Genomic DNA, 23,208 nt, shown 5'->3' with positions numbered 1-23,208 from the left:
CATATTGATAAGTGACGATTGCGCGCAACAAGCGCCGATAAAATGAGGAGTGAAGCTCTTGGCAACCCGACTAGATGGCAGAGCAGTTTCAAAGAAAATACTGGCAGACCTTAAGCAAACCATTGCTGAATTGGCACAACAGGATGTGACGCCGACATTGGCAGTTGTTTTGGTGGGATCAAATCCGGCCAGTGAGGTTTATGTACGTAATAAACAGCGCCGTGCAGAAGATATTGGCGTGCGTTCTTTAATGTTTCGGATGCCTGAAGCGACAACGCAGGCTGACTTGCTGGCGAAGGTTGCCGAGTTGAATCATGATCCGGATATTGATGCTATTTTGGTTCAGTTGCCGTTACCAGCAGGACTTGATGAACAGGCGGTTATTGATGCTATTGATCCTGATAAAGATGTTGACGGGTTTAGTCCGGTTAGTGTAGGGCGGTTATGGGCCAATGAACCAACTGTTGTGGCGTCCACGCCTTATGGCATCATGGCATTGTTGGATGCTTATGATATTGATGTTGCGGGCAAACGGGTTGTGATCATTGGCCGTTCAAACATTGTCGGTCGGCCGCTGGCTGGTTTAATGGTCAATCACGATGCCACCGTCACAATTGCGCATAGTAAAACCCGTGATCTTAAACAGCTGGCAAAAGAAGCTGATATTTTGGTGGTTGCTGTTGGGGTGCCGCATTTTATTGGTGCCGATGCGGTGAAACCAGGTGCAGTGGTCATTGACGTTGGTATTTCGCGTGGAGCTGACGGTAAGCTGCTTGGGGATGTTGACGAAGCCGCGGTGGCGCCGATTGCCAGCGCCATCACGCCAGTACCAGGTGGTGTGGGGCCAATGACAATTGCTTCGCTCATGGCCCAGACAGTGACCTTGGCTAAGAGGCGAGCAAATGGTTGATGCCAGTCAATATTTAAGCGTCACGGCACTCACTCAATATCTCAAACGCAAATTTGATGCGGACCCTTACCTTGCCAAAGTCTATCTGACGGGTGAAATTTCCAATTATCGCAAACGTGTAGGTAATCAGTATTTCTCACTCAAAGACGATCACGCTAAAATCGGTGCGCTGATGTTTCGTAATGCCTTCAGCAAGGTTCAATTTGACCTTGAGGAAGGTATGAAAGTCCTAGTTGTTGGGCGAGTCAGTTTATATGAACCCAGCGGCGAATATCGTTTAATTGTCGAACATCTCGAACCAGATGGTGTGGGTGCGCTTTATCAAGCTTTTGAGCAACTGAAGAAAAAGTTGGCGGCTGAAGGGCTATTTGACCGCAACCAACGACCACTGCCACTCTTTCCCAAACGGGTGGCAGTTGTGACCAGCCCAAGTGGTGCCGTCATTCAAGATATCATGACGACGGTCGCACGCCGCTATCCGATTTTGCAATTAACGCTGTTCCCGGCAGTTGTCCAAGGCGATCAAGCCGCCGATTCACTGGTGAAACGATTAAACCAGATTAAAACAATAGGTAGATTCGATGCTGTGATCATTGGCCGCGGTGGTGGTTCAATTGAAGATCTTTGGCCTTTTAACGAGGAAAAAGTTGCGCGCGCATTGGTCGACATGCCGATGCCGGTTGTCAGCTCAGTGGGGCATGAAACCGATACAACCATTACCGATTTTATTGCCGATCGACGGGCGGCAACGCCAACTGCTGCGGCGGAAATTGTAACGCCCGTGACATTGATTGATGCGCTTAATCGAATTTCTGAAGATCGGGTGCGACTGGTCAATGCCATGCATAATCGGCTCAAAAATGCCGCGATTCGAGTGCAGCGTTCTGCACAAAGTGTTGTGTTGACGCAACCGGATCGACTTTATGATCAATACGTTCAGCGAGTCGATCAATTTCAACAACGGCTACAACAGAGTATGCATAATCGCCTGCGCGAGGCTGATCATCGTTTGGCAATGGCAACTTCCCAATTGGATGGCCGGCAACTGTTTATCCGATTGGTCAATTTGCAGCGGCAAGTGACTGGGGATCGTCATCGCTTGGATCAAGCGATGCGCGGTTTGGTGAAAACTAAGCGTCAGGCATTTGCTAGTGCCGTGAGTGGCCTTGATCACCTAAGTCCGTTAAAAATCTTGGGCCGCGGATTTGCTTACGTGACCGATGAACAAGGTCAGATGCTGAAAAGTCTAAGTGACTACGAACTAGATCAAGATATTCATATTCACGTGGCTGATGGACAAGTCGGCGCACACGTCACCACAAAGGAGAAAACACATGGCTGAACCTACTTTTGAAGAGAAACTTGCACAATTGGAAAACATCGTGAATCAGCTTGAGCAAGGCGATGTACCGCTGGAAAAGGCATTAGATCAATTTAAAGCCGGTGTTAAATTGAGTCAGGACCTTGAGAAAACATTAAAAACTGCAGAAAAAACCGTTACCGAAATGGTCAGTGACGATGGGACGACGCAACCATTTTCGCCAAAGGATGATCAGCAATGAGCCCTATGTTAGCAGGATGGCGCACAGCCGTTGAACAGACGTTGGACGAGCAATTAGCTGCTGTTGCTAACCCGCATTTGCGAGCGGCAATGGTTTATTCCGTAGAGGCAGGTGGCAAGCGCCTGCGACCATTGTTGTTGTTGAGTGTCGTGGCGATGTATGACGGTGTGATTGCTGATGCACTGCCGGCTGCTGCTGCTTTGGAATATGTGCATACTTATTCATTGATTCACGATGATCTGCCGGCAATGGACGACGATGATCTGCGCCGCGGGAAGCCGACCAATCATAAGCAGTTTGGCGAAGCCTTAGCGATTTTGGCTGGGGACGCCTTATTGACCGATGCGTTTGCCATCTTGAGCCGCGAGTATCCTGAAAACGGCGCCGCATGTGTGCAGATTCTAGCCGAAGCCGCTGGCAGCAACGGTATGGTTGGTGGCCAAGTGCTCGATATGGACGGTGAAAACGAGCAATACCATCTCGAAACTTTGAAACGCATGCATGAAGCTAAGACTGGGGCCTTGATCCAAGCTGCAATCGCGATGGGCGGGCTGTTTGTGACCATTCCGGAGACTGACCAAACAGCACTGGCTGATTTTTCGGCCGCTTTTGGCTTAGGATTTCAAATTAAAGATGATATTAACGATGTGACCAAAACAACGGCTGAACTCGGAAAAACGGCTGACAAAGATGTCATTGAGCATAAGAACACTTTTCCCGAGTTATTGGGGTTGGACGGTGCTATCCAAGCTTTGCAGGTAGAAATTGCAAAAGCAGAGACGGCGTTAAACGAATTGACAGTTGACGCGGCGCCATTGGCTGAGATTTTGGCGGTGTTGAAAGCATGACAAAAATCAAAAAAGAACGCGTTGATGTTTTGCTAGTTGAACAAGGTTTATTTGAATCTCGTGAGCAAGCAAAGCGATCAGTGATGGCTGGCGAAGTCTATGATCAGAACAATCAGCGACTCGACAAACCAGGCGTAAAAATTGATGGCGATGCTATTTTGCATGTGAAAGGCAAAAAAATGCCTTATGTCAGTCGCGGTGGGTTGAAGTTAGCGAAAGCCTTGAAAGTCTTCAATATTGACTTGAAGGACAAAACCGTTTTGGATATCGGGGCCTCGACCGGCGGCTTCACAGACGTTGCCTTACAAAACGGCGCCAAGATGAGTTATGCGTTAGACGTTGGCTATAATCAATTGGCGTGGAAACTGCGTGAAGATCCTCGGGTCAAAGTAATGGAGCGGGTTAACTTTCGGTATAGTAAGCCGGAAGACTTCACTGATGGTCCAGTTGAGTTTGCCATGACGGATGTCAGCTTTATTTCATTAAAGCTTATTTTGCCGCCGTTAAAAGCAATTCTGATTCCCGGTGGTCATGCGGTTGCCCTCATTAAGCCGCAATTTGAGGCGGGGCCTGCTAATGTTGGCAAACACGGGATTGTTCGCGATCCGCAGGTCCACCGAGACGTGCTGAAAATGATCGTTGATTTCGCACTTGAGGCTGGATACGATGTCTTGGGATTGGATTACAGTCCGATCAAAGGCGGCGAAGGTAATATTGAATTTTTAATTCATCTGCAAAATAGTGCGCAAACGCCTGGGAAAATGGCGCCTGATGTCGATATTGAAGAAACTTTGACTGCCGCTTATGGTGATTTACATCGGCCATAATGAATATTTATGCAAAAACTTGGTATCTGTCTAGTTCGTGCGCTATGCTAGTGGTAAAGCTTTTGTTTGACTAGTTTTGATCGAACAAAGCCATCTATGACAGAGGTGAGCACATGCGCAAGCGCGAACGACAGGCAACCATTCAACGATTGATTCAAGATGAACCAATCGAACGTCAGGAAGACTTGGTTGCGCGATTGAATGAGCTGCATATTCCGGTCACGCAAGCAACCATTTCGCGTGATATTAAGGACATGCAGTTGATCAAAGTGCCTGCTGGTGAAGGCCATTATCGTTACAGTATGCCGGCAGAAAAACAATTGCCAGCCACTGATAAATTGCGGCGAACGCTCATCACCGCGATGAAGTGGGGTGAGGCCATGGATAATTTTATTCATTTGGCCTTATTGCCTGGGACAGCGGCAGCAGTTGAGACTTTAATTGAACAACTGGATGATCAGCGTATTTTTGCGACCATCAGCGGGGATGCGTCTATTTTGATCATCTGCCGGTCTGCAAAATATGCAACGGCAGTGTTGGCTGAACTTGAAGCAATGGTGGGGTGAAGCGATGTTACAAGAGTTAGCGATTCATGATTTCGCCATCATTGATCATCTGGCGCTGAGTTTTCAGCCCGGTATGACCGCTTTGACAGGTGAAACAGGTGCCGGTAAGTCGATCATTATCGATGCAGTTGGCTTGTTGGCAGGTGGCCGCGGCTCAGTCGATTTTATTCGTACCGGCACCACTAAGGCCAGTTTAGAAGGTCTCTTTGATGCGCAAGAAAATCCGGCAACAGAGGCTAAGCTGCAAGCATATGGGGTCATGGATCCAGATCAAAATGACACCGTACTGTTGCAGCGCGAGATTTTTCGCACTGGCCGTAATGTTTGTCGTGTGAACGGGCATCTGGTCAATACAACGACCTTGAAGGCGATCGGCGAAACGCTGGTTGATATTCACGGGCAAAATGAACACCAACAGCTCATGCATCCAGAAACGCATCTAGGGTTACTGGATTCGTTTGCCGGCGATGACTTGCTGAAATTGCGGCAACAATACGCCGATGTTTATCACGATTACCAGCGGACTTTGCGCGCCGTGAAGCAAAAACAGGCGAACGAGCAGGAATGGGCACAACGCTTGGATATGTTGAAATTTCAGGTGGGTGAGATTCAAAGTGCCAATCTGCAGCCGCATGAAGATACGGATCTTACTGCAGAACGTGAAAGGCTTGCTAATTTTCAAAAGATTAATTCAGCATTGCAGGAGAGCTATGCTTTATTGAGTGATGAAGAAGTGAATGCGCTTGATCAAATCGGTCAGGCCATGTCGAGTATGCAAAGTATTGCTGATCTTGATCCGAATTTTGCTGCCATTGCTGACAATTTGCAAAGCGCCTATTACAGCTTGCAAGATGTCCAAAATGACTTGTCGAAGGAATTGGATGATCAGGAATTTGACGAAGGTCGGCTGGATGAAGTCGAAAAGCGGCTTGATTTATTTAATCAGTTAAAGCGCAAATATGGGGAATCACTTGATGAAGTGATTGCCTATGGCAAGCGGGCCGCGACTGAATTGAACCAAATGGAACAAGCAGAAACTTCTGTTGAAGATCTTGATACGACATTGAAGGCATCCCAGAATCAGTTGCAGAAGCTGGGAACGGCTTTGTCAAAACGCCGCCATGCCGCCGCTAAGCAATTGACGAAAGCGATTCACGAGCAGTTAGCATCATTGTATATGGAAAAAACAGTTTTTTCGGTGCATTTTGCTAAGGCAAAGGATTTTCGGGCTGATGGACTGGATGAGGTTGAATTTTATATTCAAACAAATCCTGGTGAGTCAGCTAAACCGTTAGCTAAAATTGCCTCTGGCGGTGAATTGTCGCGGTTGATGTTAGCGATGAAGACGATTTTTGCGAAAACAGAAGGTGTGACGGCTATCATTTTTGATGAGGTCGATACCGGCGTTTCCGGTCGAGTCGCGCAGGCGATTGCCAATAAGATTAGCTTGATTGCTAAGTCTTCGCAGGTGTTGTGCATCACCCATTTGCCTCAGGTGGCGGCGATGGCTGATCATGAATATGTCATCAGTAAGGCGGTTCATAATGGCCGCACTACGACGCAAGTTCTGAAATTAACCGATCAGGCCCGCGTTGATGAGATTGCGCGAATGCTAGCTGGGGAGAAAATCACCAAGCTAACAGTTGAACATGCGGAAGAATTGTTGAAAATGGCAGACGAATTCAAACACGGACGCATGGGTTAAGTGACTGAATTGTCTACGACAGTACATTTGGTCAATGGTTTCTTTGCTTTGACGGTATCAGTTTTAGTTTCCAATAAGTGATCTATGCCAAACGAAAGACGCCTGATTTTCCATATTTAGGAAAATCAGGCGTCTTTATATAGCAGCTAGAAAGAAACCTTAACGTCGTTTTAGTTGGTGGTGATGAATCCCATCTGAATTAAATGCCATTCATGCAAGCCCAAAAATTCGGATTCGATGATCAACAGCCTGCGATGAATGGCATGATGGTAGCGCGCGACACTGCGCAACCGGCCAACACCGATCATTTAAATCGTTTAATGTAGGATACCTCCGCTTCGGTGATGATCCGATAGACGTTACTATGGTATGCTTTGACCAGATACCGTTTCTCACCCAATGGCCGAGTAATGCGACCGATAAATGGCGGCCGATCTTGATCAAAGAACAGCGCCACTTGATACTGGCGATGCATGGCCTGATCAAGGAAAAGATCAAGCTGATGGGAAGGCATTTTTGCAGTTGGTGCCGCCAAATCGAAGAATTCACGATAAGATGCGACGAGATGACGGGTAACGGTTTGCAGTGCAGATGATTTGTTTTCCATGATCAAGCCTCCGAACATTTGTTTGTAATTTCATTATACGAACAAGTGTTCAAAGTTGCAACTAGTTTTTTTAAATCAGTGGATCAAGCCGTTTGGGGGGAACAAGCGATGGCAACAATAGCAGTTGTTTTTGGCGGCGGTGCTGCTCACGGCGCATACCAAGCCGGCGTGTGGGCCGTATTGGGGCCGCGATTACGTCCGACATTTGTGATTGGGTCGTCAATTGGCGCCATCAATGCTGCCGGAACCGCCCGTATGCTGCCCGAGCAAGTACCACAATGGTGGCAGCATTTTTCCGAAGCAAAAGTGAATGGACCGATCTTTTTGCGGCGTCATTTTGTGCCAGTATTAGATCGAATGCTGCAAGCCCCCAAACTCGATTCGCGGGCGGTGTTAGCAGTGACAACCAGTGTCCCGGATTTTCAAGCACATGTGACCCGACTGGATGTGTTGACTGCACCTGAGGCGCGGGAGTGGTTGCTTGCTTCAAGCGCCATGCCAGGCGTTTTTTCGCCAGTTGAGCGGGCCGGGGTGAGTTATGTTGATGGCGGGGTTGTTAATGACTTGCCTGTTGACATTGCGCGGCAAATTGGTGCTGATTATGTCATCGCGATTAGCGGCGAAGGAATTGGCCGCATTGGCTCTGATCATGGCGATCTCTATCTTCAACCCAGTGAGCGGCTGCCTGGATTGTTTAATTTTCGGCCTGAAGCCATCGCTAATATGATTGCTTTGGGGCGCCGTGATGCTCAGATTGCCCTCAAACGGGCGCACTTTTCACCATTTCACCGGTGATGCAGTTGAAATCAGCCTCGAAAAAGTGCAAAATGTTCAGTAATACTTAACGAAAGAGGTTCACACATGCACGAGCGGGGAATGCTAATTGTTTTGTCCGGACCCAGTGGTGTCGGTAAGGGAACGGTTCGGCAAGCAATGCTGGATGGTAATTATCGAGATTTTCAATATTCAATTTCAATGACGACACGGCAAATGCGGCCTGGTGAGGTTGATGGTGTCGATTATTACTTTAGGACGAAAGCCCAGTTTGAGCACGAAATTGCGACAGGTGGTATGCTGGAGTATGCGAAATATGTTGAGAATTACTACGGCACACCGTTAAAATATGTGAACGAAACTTTGGATGCCGGCCGCGATGTTCTACTGGAGATCGAGGTTAACGGTGCCATGCAGGTTCGCAAAAAATGTCCAAACGGTGTCTTCATCTTCTTGACACCACCAGATCTTAGCGAGTTGCGCCACCGGTTGAAAGGACGCGGCACGGATGATGATGTGACCATTGATAAACGGATTCGCAAAGCAGCTTCGGAGATCACCATGATGGAAAATTATGATTATGCCGTGGTGAATGATAAAGTTGACTTAGCAGTTAAGCGCATCGAACGCATTATTGAAAGCGAGCACTTGCGGGTGCCACGCGTCATTGATCGTTACAAGGGCATGTTAGCAAGTGCAGATTTGGCAAGATAGTTGTCTGTGGCTGGCTCGCATAGCGCGGGGCTCATGCCCATCTATTAGAAAAAGGAGTTTCATCTCATGATTATTTATCCTTCGATTGATAAACTATTGGAAAAGGTGCCGTCCCGTTATTCGCTAGCCGTATTGGCGGCAAAACGTGCCCATGAATTAGAATCTGGTGATTTGAAGATGTTGTCAGATTATAAGTCTGATAAAAGTGTTGGCAAAGCGCTTGAAGAAATTGCGGCTGGCGATGTCATCATTGATCCTAAGTCTAAAATGCTTGAGCGTGATGCAGAAAAATTGGATCGCAAGGATCAGGAATAAGCGATTGATCGTTCTGGCTGTCTGATGACAATGGCGTTTAAAGACGGCTGGCAATACAGGAGGCAGTGGCGCTTAAAAGTGCTCCTGCCTCTTTTTAGTGTGCGTTTGGTATAATGGTCCTAGCTTGAAGTGCGAAAGGAGTCGACATGAAGAAGCAACATATTGCCTTGTTTGTCACTGGCGGGATTGCCGCTTATAAAGTGCCATTACTGGTCCGAGCCTTAATCAAAGCAGGCCATGATGTACGGGTTGCGATGACCAAAAGTGCGGAACGATTTGTCACGCCGGAGACGTTGGCTATCGTCAGCAAGGCGGCTGTATTGACAGACGGGCATGAATTTGATCATCCTGAACATGTTGCCCATGTGGCATTGGCACATTGGGCGGATCTTGGTGTTGTGGTACCGGCAACGGCCAATACGTTGGCTAAACTGGCGAACGGCCTTGCTGATAATGTTGTGACGACGACACTGCTGGCAATGCAGGCACCAAAGTTGTTGGTCCCGGCCATGAACGACCAGATGTGGCAAAATCCGCAGACGCAAAAGAATATTGCTAGTTTGATGACTGAACAAGACTATCTCGTGCTTCCACCTGAAACTGGCTTGTTAGCGGAAGGCTATGCCGGTATCGGGAGAATGCCTGAGCCGGAACGGATTGCCTTATTCATCGAAAGCTTAGATGACCCACGGTTACGTGGTCGCCGTATCATCGTTTCTGCTGGCGGAACCAAAGAACGACTTGATCCTGTCCGCTACCTTACAAACGACTCTTCAGGTAAGATGGGCACGGCGATTGCCAATGCCGCGGCCGGAGCTGGTGCCGAAGTGACGCTGGTCACAACGCGACAGTTACCAGTTGTTCCCGGTGTGACAGTCAAACAAGTCGAAAGTGCCCAATCCATGGCAGACACAATTGATGCCGAATTTACCGAGGCAGACGCGGTTATCATGGCAGCGGCAGTTGCTGATTATCGGTTGCCAACCGTCAGTGATCACAAGTTAAAGAAGACTGATGCGACTTCTGGACTGACGCTGAATTTGGTTCAAAATCCGGACATTTTGGCATCACTTGGCCGTAAAAAAACGCATCAGATATTGATTGGGTTTGCGGCTGAGACCAATGATCTTTTGAAAAATGCGCAACTTAAATTAACTAAGAAAAATGCTGATATGATTGTGGCCAATCACGTTGATGCGACTCACGGATTCAACACTGATACGAATGCTGTGACGTTATTGCGGCCCGAGCAGGCACCCGTGACCTTGCCGGAAATGCCCAAGCCAAAAGTCGCCGCTGCTTTGATTGAGCAACTTGCAACGATGTTAGCAAAACAAAAGGGGTGAGCGCTTGGCAATTGTTGCCAAGGTGATCGTGGATGTGCCCACGATGCAAACAGATCGACCGTTTGATTATCTTGTACCTGCGCGCTTAGAAGGCGCTTTGCAGGCGGGAATGCGGGTCTGGGTCCAGTTTGGCAAAGGCGCGCGAAAAGTAAGCGGCATGGTCGTGTCAGTCTCCGACCAAAGCGACTATGACGGTCAATTGAAACCCTTGCTAGATGTCCTTGATCCGGCCCCCGTTTTGGACCACGAATTATTAAAGCTATCGAAGTGGTTGGCGCAAACAACGTATTCTTTTTGGATTGCGTGCATGCAGACGATGTTGCCAACTATGTTGAAAATCGATGCGGTAAAAGTTGCTGAACCGGTTAAGCTGTCGGCTGATGAGCAACAAAAATACTTTGGGACGGCTGACAGTCTGGCGATCGGTAGCCTGAACGCTGAACAGCAAGTTGCAGTGATGAAATTGGCGCAAGCAGGTAAAGTTGCTATTTCATATTTAAAAAAGGATCGTGCTCGGGTTAAAAAAATCTTTTACTTGATCCCGCAATTATCACCGGAGCAAGCGGCTGCCGAGCGTGAACACGTGCGTAAAAACGCCGCCAAGCAACTTAAACTGTTAACTTTAATTGGTGAATGGGCTGCTAACAATCAGCATCCTGCTTTGATGACCGTTGAACATCAATATGGCCTGACAAAGCCGGTGATTAATCAGGCAGTCGAAAAAGGCTGGCTGAAGCTTGAAGGCCACGAGACATACCGCGATCCTTATCCGGAACTGCAGCATCAACCGTTGACGAAGCCGTTGCCGCTCACGCCAGAACAACAGACGATTGTGACGCAAATTAACGCTGCCGTTGCCGAAAGGGATCCTAAAACATTTTTGTTAGAAGGGGTCACCGGCTCTGGCAAAACAGAAGTCTATTTGCAGGTGATTGCACGGGTTTTAGCCGCGGGACAGACAGCCTTGATGCTTGTGCCGGAAATTGCGTTGACGCCGCAAATGGTCAATCGCGTAAAAGGCCGTTTTGGGACGCATGTTGCCGTGATGCACTCTGGCTTGTCTGATGGCGAAAAGTATGATGAATGGCGCCGAATTGCGCGCGGCGAGGCTCAGGTCGTTGTCGGCGCACGATCGGCAGCATTTGCGCCGTTAAAAAACATCGGCGTTTTCATCATGGATGAAGAGCACGAGACCAGCTACAAACAAGATTCGGCGCCACGCTATCACGCCCGTGACGTTTTGTTAAAACGGGCACAGATTCACCATGCACCGGTTGTGTTGGGCTCAGCAACACCTTCATTGGAGTCGCGCGCTCGAGCGGAAAAGGGCGTTTATACACTGCTGCGGCTGCCGCATCGGATTAACGATCAACCATTACCGCCAGTGCATATTGTTGATATGCGGGAAGCCTTTGCGCACGGCGCGCAAGAGGACTTTTCGGGCCCGCTGCTTGACGCCTTGAGAATTCGACTACAGCGACAGGAACAAAGTGTGTTGCTCTTGAATCGGCGCGGTTATTCAAGTTTTGTGATGTGTCGCGATTGCGGCTATGTGGCAAAATGTCCGAACTGTGACATTAGTCTGACGCTGCACATGGACACACACACCTTGAAATGTCATTATTGCGGCCATGAGGAACCGATTCCACATCGTTGCCCAAACTGCGGCTCTGATAAAATTCGCTATTACGGTACTGGCACCCAAAAGGTCGAGGCGCAGTTGCAGCAGCTGCTGCCAGATGCCCGAATCTTGCGAATGGATGTTGATACCACTCGGCGCAAAGGTGGCCATGCGCGGATCTTAGATGCGTTTGGTGACCATCAGGCCGATATCTTACTGGGTACGCAAATGATCGCAAAGGGACTGGATTTTCCCGATGTGACTTTAGTTGGTGTCATTAATGCGGACACAGCGCTCGGCTTGCCGGATTTTCGGGCGAGTGAGAAGACCTTTCAGTTGCTCACACAGGTGAGTGGCCGGGCTGGTCGGGCGGACAAACCCGGTGAAGTCTTCGTTCAGACCTTCAATCCAGATCATTATGCCATTCAATACGCCAAACGGCAGGACTACGAAGGCTTTTTCCGGCAAGAGATGGCCATTCGGCATCGCGGCAATTATCCGCCATATTTTTATTCAACGAAAATCGCTGTGAGCCATGTTGATGAAACACAGGCGGCTAAGGCTATCTTTTCTTTGGCAAAAGAATTACGTGAGCATCTATCCGATCAGGTCATCATGCTTGGTCCGACACCAGGACCGATTGCTCGTTTGAAAAATCGCTATATTTACCAAATCGTTCTAAAATATAAACACGAGCCGGCGTTAGCGGCAACCCTGCAGCATATTTTGGAAGAGACCCAGCAAAGCAGTCGTCACGGCTTTTTAGTCGCGATTGATCCAGAACCGTTGGCATTTGTTTAAACGTCTTAACCTGTTCCATGGCAAAATAGGCACCAACCTACCAGCAACTCATCGTTTGGAGGAAAAAATGACTTCAGTAATTTTTTTAGGTACACCCGAATTTGCTGTCCCGATTCTTGAAGGACTGATTGCCCAGCATTACGACATTCTTGCCGTGATGACGCAACCCGATCGTAAAGTTGGCCGCAAGCAGCGGCTGGCGGCTAGCCCAGTTAAACAGGCGGCGCAGAAACATGATATCCCGGTTTTGCAACCGGAAAAATTGAGTGGCAGCCCAGAGCTGGCGCAAGCCATCGCCATGGCACCAGACTTGATTGTCACGGCGGCATATGGCCAATTTTTACCAACAAAATTTTTAGAAGCAGCCAAAATTATCGCTGTGAATGTGCACGGTTCGCTGCTGCCAAAATATCGCGGTGGCGCGCCGATTCAGTACAGCATTATGAATGGCGATTCAGAAACTGGCGTCACGATTATCGAAATGGTGAAGAAAATGGATGCTGGTGATATGTTTGCGCAGGCAAAACTGCCATTGACGCGTGCTGATGATACGGGAACCGTTTTTGCCAAATTGTCATTGCTCGGTCGCGATTTGTTACTAGAAACGTTGCCGAGGATCATTGCTGGCACGGCCACCCGGACCCCTCAAGATCCAGATAAAGTGACCTTTTCGCCGACCATTACCAAAGAGCAAGAGCATCTTAATATTCATCTGCCAGCCAAGGCCCTTGATCAATGGATTCGGGCGTTGCGTCCCGATGTCGGCGGGTATGTTTATTTAAATGGTCAACGGACGAAGTTGTGGGCGATTACGCCGCTATCAGCAGGATCAACGCTTCCTGCTGGCAGTATTGTTGAACGGGATAAGCATCGTTTGGTGATGGTTGCCGGCCAACAAACCACTTTCCAAGTGGATGAACTACAGCCGGCTGGCAAGGCTAAACAATCAATTGCCGACTTTTTGAATGGACCGGGCCAACAATTGGTCTCAGGACAGCAGGTGATTACTGATGACCCCGAATAATCCGCGTTTATTAGCTGTTGAAACCCTGTCGCGAGTCACTGGGCAAGGTGGCTATTCAAATCTGACATTGGATCACGTGATTAATAGTCACAAGTTGACGCCGCGTGATGCTGGCTTGCTGACAAACATCGTCTATGGTGTGATCCAGCATCAGCTGACGTTGGATTTTTATCTGGCACCTTTCATCAAAGGCCGGAAACTCGACAATTGGATTCGGTGTTTGCTTGATACAGCCGTTTATCAACTGCAGTATCTTGATAAAGTACCAGCACGCGCGGTTTTTTTTGATAGTACAGAAATTGCCAAGAAGCTTGGACATCAAGGAATCGCCAAATTTGTGACTGGGGTTTTGCGAAATGCTCAGCGAACAGGTTTTCCTGACCCAGCCGCAATCGCTGATCCTGTGAAGCGATTGTCCATCGAAAGCAGTACGCCGGTGTGGCTTGTTGAAAAATTGACGGCACAACTGGGTGAACCGAAAACCCGTGCCATTTTGAATGTCATCAATGCCCCGGCGCATGCTTCACTGCGCGTCAACACGACGAAAATCACTGCCGCTGCCTTACTTGCCTCGCTACAGCCGGAATTCCCGGATTTGAAGGAAAGTCCTTTAACACCAGTTGGTCTTATTGCACCTGGTGGCCACTTAGCAGGGACATCCGCATTTGTCAAAGGTGAGTATACGATGCAAGATGAAAGTTCGATGCTGGTGGCCCCAAGTTTAGATATCCAGCCTGGGGATGCTGTTTTGGATGCTTGTGCCGCTCCTGGTGGTAAGACCACCCACATTGCCCAGTATCTTGATCCGAAGCAAGGCGGACAGGTGACGGCACTTGATTTGCACGCCAACAAAGTGCGTTTGATCAATAGAAACGCTAAACGCTTGGGCTTGACGGACCGCATTCATGCACAGGTGCTGGATGCACGTAAGGTTGCGACAACATTTCCTGCCAATTCTTTTGACAAAATTTTGGTGGATGCCCCTTGTTCCGGATTAGGTTTAATTCGACGTAAACCGGAAATCAAGTACACAAAAACGCCTGAAGATCCGGCGCATTTGCAACAAATTCAGCTAGCAATCTTAAATAGTGTGGCACCAACCTTAAAAATCGGTGGCCGCCTGACGTATAGTACATGTACAATGGTGAAAGAAGAGAATCAAGATGTGGTTGCACAATTTTTGGCGGCTCATCCTGAGTTCGAGCAAGTTTCAGTACCAACGTTGAAGCCATTGCACAAGGCGCATAACGCACCAGCGTTGCAACTGTTTCCAGATGATTATGATACGGACGGATTTTTCATTGCCAGTTTGATTCGTCGCAAATGAGGGGTATGTATGGAGTTCGCTTATCGCACTGATATTGGTCGTCGGCGACCAAATAATCAAGACTATGTCGGTATTTTTAAAAATCAATCCGAAGCGACGTTGGCCTTGGTGGCGGATGGCATGGGCGGCCATCGTGGTGGTGATGTTGCTAGTGAAATGGCAGTATCGCATTTAGGTTATGCTTTTGAGAAAACAGATACTGCCGAGATTGAGTCCATCGTCCGTTGGCTCATTTTTGAGTTGCAGCAGGAAAATGATGTGATTTTGCAAAAAGCGAAACAATATACAGATCTTTCTGGGATGGGCACAACGGTTGTGGCTGTGATTATCAGCGGTACACGATTCGTGGTGGCAAATATTGGTGATTCACGTGGCTACCTCTATCGCAATGGCCATTTAGTTCAAATTACTGAGGATCATAGTTTGGTCAATGAGTTGGTCAAACATGGGGAACTAACCCCTGATGAAGCCAAACGCTTTCCGCAGCGTAACGTGATCACGCGCTCGCTTGGTGTCAGCAGTGATGTTGATGCTGATGTGACGATTTACGATATGGAATATGACGACTATTTGTTGTTGTGTTCTGATGGCCTCACCAACATGGTTGACAATGAAGATATCGCGGCAGTGTTGCGTCAGGACATGCCGATTGGCAGCAAGGCTCAAGAATTGATCCTCAAAGCAAATGCTGCTGGCGGACCTGACAACATCAGTGCCTTGATCATTCATCAGGATCGGAGGGAGCCGCAATGATTGAGCCGGGGACGATTTTAAATGAGCGCTACAAGCTTATCAAAACATTAGGCGAAGGCGGTATGGCCAACGTCTATTTGGCACGCGACCTGATTCTTGATCGCGATGTGGCGGTTAAGGTTCTCCGGCTTGATTTGCAAAATGACCCCGATACAGTTCGCCGCTTTCAACGAGAAGCCATGGCGACCAGTGAGCTGGTTCATCCAAATATTGTGTCGATTTATGACGTTGGTGAAAGTCAAGGTCAGCAATTTCTGGTCATGGAGTATGTCAAAGGCTCTGATTTAAAGCACTACATTGTCGAGCATTTCCCCATTCCATATCAGCGCGTGGTCGACATGATGGAACAGATCCTTTCTGCCGTTCAGACGGCGCATGATCACAATATCATTCACCGTGATTTGAAACCGCAGAATATTTTGATTGATCCGGATGGCAATGCTAAGATCACCGATTTTGGGATTGCAGTCGCGTTATCGGAGAATTCGATGACGATGACCAACTCATTATTGGGGTCGGTGCACTATCTATCACCGGAACAGGCGCGCGGCAGTATGCCAACCCGTCAAAGTGATATTTATGCGTTAGGCATTATTCTTTTTGAAATGCTGACTGGTTCTGTACCTTTCGAAGGTGATTCGGCAGTTACGATTGCGTTAAAGCATTTTCAAGAAGAAATTCCGTCGGTGCGCGCGTTTGATCCGCATATCCCGCAGGCACTGGAGAATGTTGTTTTTAAGGCTACAGCCAAAAATCCGGCTAATCGCTATACCAGTGCGGATGCCATGGCTAGCGACCTCAAGACAGCGTTGAGTCCGGCACGAGCACATGAAGCAAAGTATGTGGTTCCTAAAGATGATCTGGATGAGACACGAATCATGCCAGTCATCCCCAACGGTCCCAAACCGCCGCATGACGAAGGAGGAGATGCTGACAGTCCAGCGAGTCAGCCAAGTCCGAAAGCACGACCTAAGAAAAAAAGTCGCCGTTGGTGGATTATTGGCATCGGGATACTTGTCGCCATGCTGCTGATGATTGGTATCGGCGCAGTTTTTGCCAATCAGAAAAGGGATGTGGACGTCCCCGATCTACGGGGCATGACCACAACCCAGGCAAAAACTGCCTTGACCAGCGCAGGCTTAAAAGTTGGGTCATACAAGTACACTTATTCCACGAAAGTTAGCAAGGATTTGGTGATCGATTCAGATCCAAAACGGCAGGTGAGTGTTAAGGAAGGCTCGACGGTCAAGCTGATTTTAAGCCGCGGTCAGCCGCAATTTACGCTAGAGAATTATGTTGGGCAAGATTACACAGACGTGAAGTCAGACTTGCAAAAACGCGGCGTAACCGTCAAAGAAAAACAGGTCAGCACCAATGACGAACCGTCAGGCAAGATCGTGTCACAAAGCATTAAAGCAGGCAAAAAGGTCATTGCGGACAAAACGACGATCACATTTGGTGTTTCCGTTGCGATCAAGCCAAATACTTTTGCGCTTCGTGATTTGACGGGTTATACCGAAAAAAGTTTGCGAGATTACGCCAATGAAGTCGGACTTAAGATTGTGATTTCTCAAGCGCACTCTGATACCGTCGATACAGGCATGGTAATCAGTCAAACGCCAGCTGCTGGGACACAGGTTAAACCAGGCGACACAGTCAATGTTTCGGTCTCTCAAGGCCCAGATCCTGAAGAGACCAAAACCTGGTCGAAAACAATTTCAATTCCCTATCAAGCACCGGCCAGTTCGAGTACCGCAAGTGCCAGCAATAGCAGTGGCAGCACTAGTAGCAGTAGTAGTGCTGCGCCCGCACCCAACGGTATTCAAGTCTTCATCGCAGATAAGACACATAACATTAATACTGTGTATAGTTCCTTTAATATCACGGCAGACGATCAAGTCACCATCACATTGCAAGTTAGCGCGAAATACCCAGGTAGCTACCGGATTGTTCGGGACGGCACTGTTATTTCACAGGGAGATAATATTACTCAATGAGTGAAAACTTAACTGGAAGAATTATTAAACAGATCAGCGGGTATTACGACATCGCTGTGAATGGGACAACTTACCGAACTCGCGGGCGCGGCAGTTTGCGCAACGACAAAATTACGCCGCTGGTGGGCGACTTTGCTGCTTTTCAACCGGGAGAAGGGGATGATGAAGGCTATTTGCTGAAGGTATTACCGCGTCATAATGCGTTGGTGCGCCCACCGGTTGCCAACGTTGATCAAGCCGTTTTGATCACTTCCGCCGTGGAGCCGGACTTTTCTAAGAACCTATTGGATCGTTTTCTGGTTTATCTTGAGGGTCACGATATTCACGCGGAGATTTATCTGACCAAGACCGATTTAACAAAGCCTCAGCGATTAACGAAGATTCGTCAAGACTTAGCCGGCTATACAAAAATAGGCTATCCGGTTTTTGCACCTGACAAGCCCTTTGATCCGACAATCCTCGCGCAAGTACAAGCGAGCTTTGCCGATAAATTGACCATTTTCACTGGACAAACCGGTGCTGGTAAGTCTACTTTGTTGAATCATCTTGTGCCAGGATTGGACTTGGCAACAGCGGCCATTAGTCATGCGTTAAATCGTGGCCGGCACACGACCCGCACCACTGATCTTTATCCGATTCACGGTGGCTTAGTTGCTGATACACCTGGTTTTTCATCGCTTGGTTTACTGGACGTCACCTTAGATGATTTGCGTGACCGTTTTCCTGAGTTTGTGGCGTTAGCACCCAATTGCAAATTCCGCGGCTGTCAGCACGTTAGCGAGCCACATTGTGCCGTTAAGGCGGCACTGGCGGCTGGCGATATCATGCAAAGCCGTTATGATAACTACTTACAGTTTCGTGAAGAGTTAAGCGGCAAGCGCCCAGTTTACAAGAAGAAGTAACTTAGATTAGACAAAATGCGGACGTCAAGCTGATTAATGGCCGGATGAACGCAATATATGGAGGAGATCGTTATGAAAATTGCCCCATCGATTTTAAGTGCTGATTTTGCTCATCTTGCGCGGGATGTCGAAAAAGTTGAAAAAGCCGGTGCTGATTTACTGCATGTTGATGTTATGGACGGTCATTTTGTATCAAATCTGACTTTCGGTCCGCTGGTCGTCCAAGCGTTACGTCCGGTTACCAGTCTGCCATTGGAGGTTCACTTGATGGTCAGTGACCCAGCGGCTTGGGTGGCAGATTTTGCTGAAGCTGGGGCGGATACGATTTTGGTTCACGAAGAAGCCACGGATCATCTTTATGGCGTTTTGCAGCATGTGATCGAGAAAGGTGTTCGCGCTGGGGTTGTGATCAATCCGGGCACACCATTGAGCAGTCTTGAAGAAGTTCTCCCGTTGGTTGATCAAGTGCTGGTTATGACGGTTAATCCCGGTTTTGGTGGTCAAAAATTTTTGACGCCGATGGTGGACAAGGTTGATCGATTATATCAGCTGCGTAAAGCTCGGAAACTGCATTTTGACATTGAAGTCGATGGCGGTATCAACAATCAAACCGTGAAGGCGGCAGCTGATGCCGGGACAGATATTTTTGTTGCAGGTTCGTATGTTTTTGGGTCCAAAAATGTCGGTGACGCGATGAATAGCTTGCGTGAGGCTGTTAAATGACGCACGTCAACATCATGGCAGGCGGTCCACAGGCATGCTTGCCAGCCGCTTGGGAACAATTGCCCGGTGTATGGATCGGCGTTGATCGCGGCACATTGCGACTCGTACGTGCAGGGATTCATCCTGAACTGGCAGTGGGCGACTTTGATTCCTTAACGCTTGAAGAATTGCGGCTAGTTCGTGGACATGTCCAGAAGCTGCAACAGGTGCCTTCTGAAAAAGATGACACGGATACAGAGTTGGCTGTTAAAGCGGCACTTCAGGCATCTTCATCCGGCGACGTCACCTTGGTTGGCGGGACTGGCGGACGACTAGATCATTTTTTGTCTAATCTTTTCTTACCGCTTCAACCGCGCTTTTTAGCAGATATTGAGCGCCTTCATTTGTTTGATGTGCAAAATTGGGTTGATTATTACAGCCCTGGTGAGCATGAAATTAAGCCGCTGCCAGGTTATCGGTACGTTGCAGTTGTCAATCTCACCCCAGTTGCCGATTTGACCATTGTCGGAGCGAAATATCCATTAAAACCATGGCAAGCGGGCTATCCTTATGCGTGGGCTTCCAATGAGTTTCTTGGCAAGCAGCCCTTCACCGTGAGTTGGACGACTGGTCAGGTGGCAATTATTTATAGTCGTGATCGGCGCGGGCAAAAATTGGATAATTAGGCATTGTTTTCTTCCTGATTTGCTTTAATGAACTACCGATCTGAGAAGTCAGCATCTCAAGATCCTGAAACAGTGCGTACCAGTCCCAACTGGCCGGAGATTGCGGCGTTTGGCATGGCAAGGAAATTTTAGCCCAAGGCTTTCCCAAATTAGTTGGCGTCCAACGAATCACAGATTGTATGAGTGATATTAGGTCAACCGCTTAAAATCCGCGTACGCTCCGGTTTCTAATCGCTCCTGCTCGCGCTCAACAAAAAAAGGTCCTGACAATGAAGGATGCATCACATTCATTGTCAGGACCTTTTTAAATGTTATGGGATCAAACCCGGGTCAGTTTACCTGATTTAAGGGCACGTGCAGAAACCCATACCCGCTTTGGTTTACCATCGACAAGGATACGAACCTTGTGCAGGTTGGCTTTCCATTGGCGCCGGCTTGAATTCAAAGCGTGAGAACGCTTGTTGCCAAACGTGGTATGACGACCAGTAATAATATCTTTAGCCACAATATGACCTCCTTTTTTTCAAGGTCACCCTCGAATTTTTCACTCAACTAACTTATCATAGGCCCGCGGTTAATGCAAGAATTTTTGCAAAGTAAAATTACTTGACAGGTCAAAATAAACGCGTGATCAGAGTCTAAGAAAATTGGGTGGGTAAGTACAACTAGTCCGATATTCTTTGAAAAATGTTACTGTTAACAATTGTCTCATAAAGGTAGCGACAAGACCAGAAACTGACGTGTAAGCGGTCTTGGGCGCAATGGCCAAAAACCGGCCATCACAACCAAGGCCGCTTACACTTCGGTTTCTAAGCGGGCTGATTCACGCTCTTGATTTAAACGCGTTCATCAGCCCAGAAACCTACGTGTAAGGACCTTGGATGCAATGGCCAAAAACCGGCCATCACAACCAAGGGCGCTTACACTTCGGTTTCTAAGCGGGCTGATTCACGCTCTGCTCGCAGTCATCGCTTAGCTATGCTAAACTAGCTGGTAGAATTGTACGCGATGTGAAAATCATCGCGAATGGCTTAGGAGGAAACAGCATGGCGGTCAAAATCAAAACCAAATACGGAATCATCGACATTTCCAACAGTGTCATTGCGACGGTGGTTGGCGGTGCGGCGACGTCCATCTATGGTATCGTCGGCATGGCTAGCCGTAATCAGATTCGCGATAATCTCAATGACATTTTGAAACGCGAAAATTATTCGCGCGGTGTTGTCGTTCGTCAGACAGATAATGGCGTGAAAATCGAAGTCAACATTATCGTCAGTTATGGCACTAAAATTTCAGAAGTTTGCCGAAATGTCCAAGACAAAGTAAAATACAACCTCGAAACGATGTTGGGGGTCACGACTGATGAAGTGACCGTCATCGTCCAAGGCGTCAAGGTATTAGGCGACTGACGTACACGCACCGGTTGTTAACGGTGTGACATATTGAAGTTCTTCGAGGAGGATGTTCCGTGGCAGTAACCGAAATTACCGCGACTAAATTCCAGGATATGATCCGGGTAGCCGCACATCGCATCAATAAAAATGCTGATTTTGTGAATTCATTAAACGTTTTTCCAGTTCCGGATGGTGATACTGGCACTAATATGAACCTGACTTTTCAAACTGGCGCAAAAGCGGTGTTGGAGTCTAATGATGAGTCAGTTGGTGACTTAGCCAAGCATCTTGGCAAAGGTTTGCTGATGGGCGCACGAGGCAATTCTGGCGTCATTAGCTCGCAACTTTTCCGTGGCTTTGCAAAAAGCGTGGCGCATAAGAAAAGTCTGACGGCTCAGGACCTAGCCGATGCGTTTGCACATGGCGTCGAGACGGCCTATAAAGCCGTCATGAAGCCGGTTGAAGGCACGATCCTGACAGTCGCCCGTGAAGCGGCTAAAGCTGGCTTAAAAGCGGCTAATGGCTCTGATGATGCTTTAGTTGTTATGCAGGCAGTTGTGAAAGGTGCTAAACGTGCCTTAGCCAAAACGCCTGATCTTTTGGCCGTCTTGAAAGAAGTCGGCGTGGTTGATTCTGGTGGACAAGGACTTGTTTTTATTTACGAGGGTTTCCAAGAAGGCTTGTCTGGGAAAATTAGTTCAGATGTTCATGACGTCACTGACGAAGAAATGAACGAAATGATTAATGCTGTGCATCATCAAAGCGCTCAAGTACAGCTTGATCCAGCCGATATCGTATACGGTTACTGTACCGAAATGATGGTCGAACTTGGTGATGGCCAAAACCTCAAACATTTTGACTACGAACCGTTCCGTAACTATTTGAATACACTCGGTGACTCGACCTTGGTTATTTCTGATGAAGAGGTGGTCAAGGTGCACGTTCATACTGAGCATCCGGGGACTGTTTTCCGTTATGGTCAGCAATTTGGTTCATTGATGAAAATCAAAGTTGATAACATGCGCTTGCAACAGGAAAGCATTATTGAACGTGAAGGCGCATTGGATCAACAAGTGGCCCAAAAGCCGTTAGCTGAAATGGGTGTCGTTGCGATTGCGGCTGGTCAAGGACTCGGAGAACTCTTCAAGAGTCTTGGCGTGACGCATGTGCTCAATGGCGGTCAGACCATGAATCCAAGCACAAACGATATTTTGGATGCGGTTAAAGCAGCGCATGCCAAGCACGTGATCGTCTTGCCTAACAATGGCAATATCTTCATGGCCGCGGAAGCAGCGGCAAAAGCGGCGACTGACGTTGAAGTTGCAGTGGTCAAAAGTAAGACGATCAACCAAGGAATGACCGCGATGCTAGGGTACAGTCCTGATGCAGATCTAGCCACTAATCAAAGTGAAATGACTGCCCAACTACCGAATGTGATCAGCGGGTCAATCACCCGAGCCATCCGTGATACGACGATCAACGGTTTGGCGATCAAAGATCACGACTGGATGGGGATTATCGACGGTACGATCACAGTGACTGATAAGGATCGCGAAGCAGCAGGGATTGCGATGATTGATAAAATGATCAATGACGATAGTGAAATTGTGACCATCATCGTGGGTGCGGATGCTAATCAAACGGAAGCAAAGGCGATTGCCGATGCTGTCGGTAAGCAATATCCGGATTTGGAATTTGAAATCCATCAAGGTGATCAACCGGTTTATCCTTATTTCGTCTCAGTTGAGTAGGCTTAAACAGCTATTGCGTACAGGTGTCCCGCATGCGGGGCACCTTTTTGCGAAATTTATATAAAAGCGTGCGATT

Annotated in this window: 23 protein-coding genes; 21 read left to right on the top strand and 2 right to left on the bottom strand. The window is 48.1% G+C overall.

The window, feature by feature from the left end; genetic code table 11:
* The first annotated feature begins 58 nt into the window (after positions 1-58).
* From folD to recN, 7 genes are all read left to right on the top strand, one after another.
* A complete protein-coding gene (folD, locus tag AC07KQ_RS08135) occupies positions 59-910 on the top strand; it encodes a bifunctional methylenetetrahydrofolate dehydrogenase/methenyltetrahydrofolate cyclohydrolase FolD (protein WP_016383058.1) in 852 nt (283 codons plus the stop codon).
* A complete protein-coding gene (xseA, locus tag AC07KQ_RS08130) occupies positions 903-2,252 on the top strand; it encodes an exodeoxyribonuclease VII large subunit (protein ID WP_016388337.1) in 1,350 nt (449 codons plus the stop codon). Before folD ends, xseA begins: the two co-directional genes overlap by 8 nt.
* Positions 2,245-2,472, top strand: coding sequence for an exodeoxyribonuclease VII small subunit (locus AC07KQ_RS08125; protein ID WP_003564675.1), 228 nt, complete (start codon positions 2,245-2,247; stop codon positions 2,470-2,472). The genes xseA and AC07KQ_RS08125 overlap by 8 nt, the downstream gene beginning before the upstream one ends.
* Complete coding sequence (locus AC07KQ_RS08120; protein ID WP_032799997.1) at positions 2,469-3,320, top strand: polyprenyl synthetase family protein; 852 nt, start codon at positions 2,469-2,471, stop codon at positions 3,318-3,320. Before AC07KQ_RS08125 ends, AC07KQ_RS08120 begins: the two co-directional genes overlap by 4 nt.
* Positions 3,317-4,147 (top strand): TlyA family RNA methyltransferase, encoded by an 831-nt coding sequence (locus AC07KQ_RS08115; RefSeq protein ID WP_016388335.1) that lies wholly within the window; start codon positions 3,317-3,319, stop codon positions 4,145-4,147. Before AC07KQ_RS08120 ends, AC07KQ_RS08115 begins: the two co-directional genes overlap by 4 nt.
* 113 nt (positions 4,148-4,260) lie before the next feature.
* Complete coding sequence (locus AC07KQ_RS08110) at positions 4,261-4,713, top strand: arginine repressor (protein WP_003570467.1); 453 nt, start codon at positions 4,261-4,263, stop codon at positions 4,711-4,713.
* 4 nt (positions 4,714-4,717) lie between these two features.
* Positions 4,718-6,418, top strand: a complete 1,701-nt coding sequence (gene recN / locus AC07KQ_RS08105; RefSeq protein WP_003564683.1) for a DNA repair protein RecN — start codon at positions 4,718-4,720, stop codon at positions 6,416-6,418.
* A gap of 304 nt (positions 6,419-6,722) precedes the next feature.
* Here the strand turns inward: recN and AC07KQ_RS08100 are convergent, their stop codons facing one another.
* A complete protein-coding gene (locus AC07KQ_RS08100) occupies positions 6,723-7,025 on the bottom strand; it encodes a hypothetical protein (RefSeq protein ID WP_003575333.1) in 303 nt (100 codons plus the stop codon).
* 108 nt (positions 7,026-7,133) lie between these two features.
* Between AC07KQ_RS08100 and AC07KQ_RS08095 the strand changes: the two genes are divergently transcribed.
* From AC07KQ_RS08095 to AC07KQ_RS08040, 12 genes are all read left to right on the top strand, one after another.
* Complete coding sequence (locus tag AC07KQ_RS08095; RefSeq protein ID WP_016388334.1) at positions 7,134-7,820, top strand: patatin-like phospholipase family protein; 687 nt, start codon at positions 7,134-7,136, stop codon at positions 7,818-7,820.
* A gap of 66 nt (positions 7,821-7,886) precedes the next feature.
* Positions 7,887-8,513, top strand: a complete 627-nt coding sequence (gmk, locus tag AC07KQ_RS08090) for a guanylate kinase (RefSeq protein WP_003564691.1) — start codon at positions 7,887-7,889, stop codon at positions 8,511-8,513.
* A 66-nt stretch (positions 8,514-8,579) separates the two neighbouring features.
* A complete protein-coding gene (gene rpoZ / locus AC07KQ_RS08085; RefSeq protein WP_003564692.1) occupies positions 8,580-8,828 on the top strand; it encodes a DNA-directed RNA polymerase subunit omega in 249 nt (82 codons plus the stop codon).
* A gap of 146 nt (positions 8,829-8,974) precedes the next feature.
* The gene (coaBC, locus tag AC07KQ_RS08080; protein WP_003564695.1) at positions 8,975-10,174 is read left to right on the top strand and encodes a bifunctional phosphopantothenoylcysteine decarboxylase/phosphopantothenate--cysteine ligase CoaBC; all 1,200 of its coding nucleotides are present in this window, start codon (positions 8,975-8,977) and stop codon (positions 10,172-10,174) included.
* Between the two features lie 4 nt (positions 10,175-10,178).
* On the top strand, positions 10,179-12,596 hold the full coding sequence (priA, locus tag AC07KQ_RS08075; RefSeq protein WP_003598902.1) for a primosomal protein N': 2,418 nt from the start codon (positions 10,179-10,181) through the stop codon (positions 12,594-12,596).
* 67 nt (positions 12,597-12,663) lie between these two features.
* A complete protein-coding gene (gene fmt / locus AC07KQ_RS08070; RefSeq protein ID WP_016388333.1) occupies positions 12,664-13,620 on the top strand; it encodes a methionyl-tRNA formyltransferase in 957 nt (318 codons plus the stop codon).
* A complete protein-coding gene (gene rsmB, locus AC07KQ_RS08065) occupies positions 13,607-14,947 on the top strand; it encodes a 16S rRNA (cytosine(967)-C(5))-methyltransferase RsmB (protein WP_016388332.1) in 1,341 nt (446 codons plus the stop codon). Before fmt ends, rsmB begins: the two co-directional genes overlap by 14 nt.
* Before the next feature lie 9 nt (positions 14,948-14,956).
* The gene (locus AC07KQ_RS08060) at positions 14,957-15,700 is read left to right on the top strand and encodes a Stp1/IreP family PP2C-type Ser/Thr phosphatase (protein WP_003575319.1); all 744 of its coding nucleotides are present in this window, start codon (positions 14,957-14,959) and stop codon (positions 15,698-15,700) included.
* Positions 15,697-17,697: a Stk1 family PASTA domain-containing Ser/Thr kinase gene (gene pknB / locus AC07KQ_RS08055; protein WP_003579470.1), complete on the top strand. Its 2,001-nt coding sequence runs from the start codon at positions 15,697-15,699 to the stop codon at positions 17,695-17,697. Before AC07KQ_RS08060 ends, pknB begins: the two co-directional genes overlap by 4 nt.
* Complete coding sequence (gene rsgA / locus AC07KQ_RS08050; protein ID WP_003575313.1) at positions 17,694-18,599, top strand: ribosome small subunit-dependent GTPase A; 906 nt, start codon at positions 17,694-17,696, stop codon at positions 18,597-18,599. Before pknB ends, rsgA begins: the two co-directional genes overlap by 4 nt.
* Positions 18,600-18,671: 72 nt before the next feature.
* On the top strand, positions 18,672-19,322 hold the full coding sequence (rpe, locus tag AC07KQ_RS08045) for a ribulose-phosphate 3-epimerase (protein WP_003564711.1): 651 nt from the start codon (positions 18,672-18,674) through the stop codon (positions 19,320-19,322).
* Entirely contained in the window at positions 19,319-19,987 is a 669-nt protein-coding gene (locus tag AC07KQ_RS08040; RefSeq protein ID WP_016374645.1) for a thiamine diphosphokinase, read from the top strand. The genes rpe and AC07KQ_RS08040 overlap by 4 nt, the downstream gene beginning before the upstream one ends.
* 319 nt (positions 19,988-20,306) lie before the next feature.
* On the opposite strand, the gene rpmB is transcribed toward AC07KQ_RS08040, so the two are convergent.
* The gene (gene rpmB, locus AC07KQ_RS08035) at positions 20,307-20,492 is read right to left on the bottom strand and encodes a 50S ribosomal protein L28 (RefSeq protein WP_003564715.1); all 186 of its coding nucleotides are present in this window, start codon (positions 20,490-20,492) and stop codon (positions 20,307-20,309) included.
* Positions 20,493-21,033: 541 nt separating this feature from the next.
* On the opposite strand from rpmB, the gene AC07KQ_RS08030 reads away from it, so the two are divergent.
* Complete coding sequence (locus AC07KQ_RS08030; protein WP_003564719.1) at positions 21,034-21,396, top strand: Asp23/Gls24 family envelope stress response protein; 363 nt, start codon at positions 21,034-21,036, stop codon at positions 21,394-21,396.
* Between the two features lie 59 nt (positions 21,397-21,455).
* Complete coding sequence (locus AC07KQ_RS08025; RefSeq protein ID WP_003564720.1) at positions 21,456-23,132, top strand: DAK2 domain-containing protein; 1,677 nt, start codon at positions 21,456-21,458, stop codon at positions 23,130-23,132.
* Positions 23,133-23,208: the final 76 nt, after the last annotated feature.

Source organism: Lacticaseibacillus sp. YLM2-1, from assembly GCF_056583465.1.
This window is presented reverse-complemented; position numbering and strand designations above follow the sequence as displayed.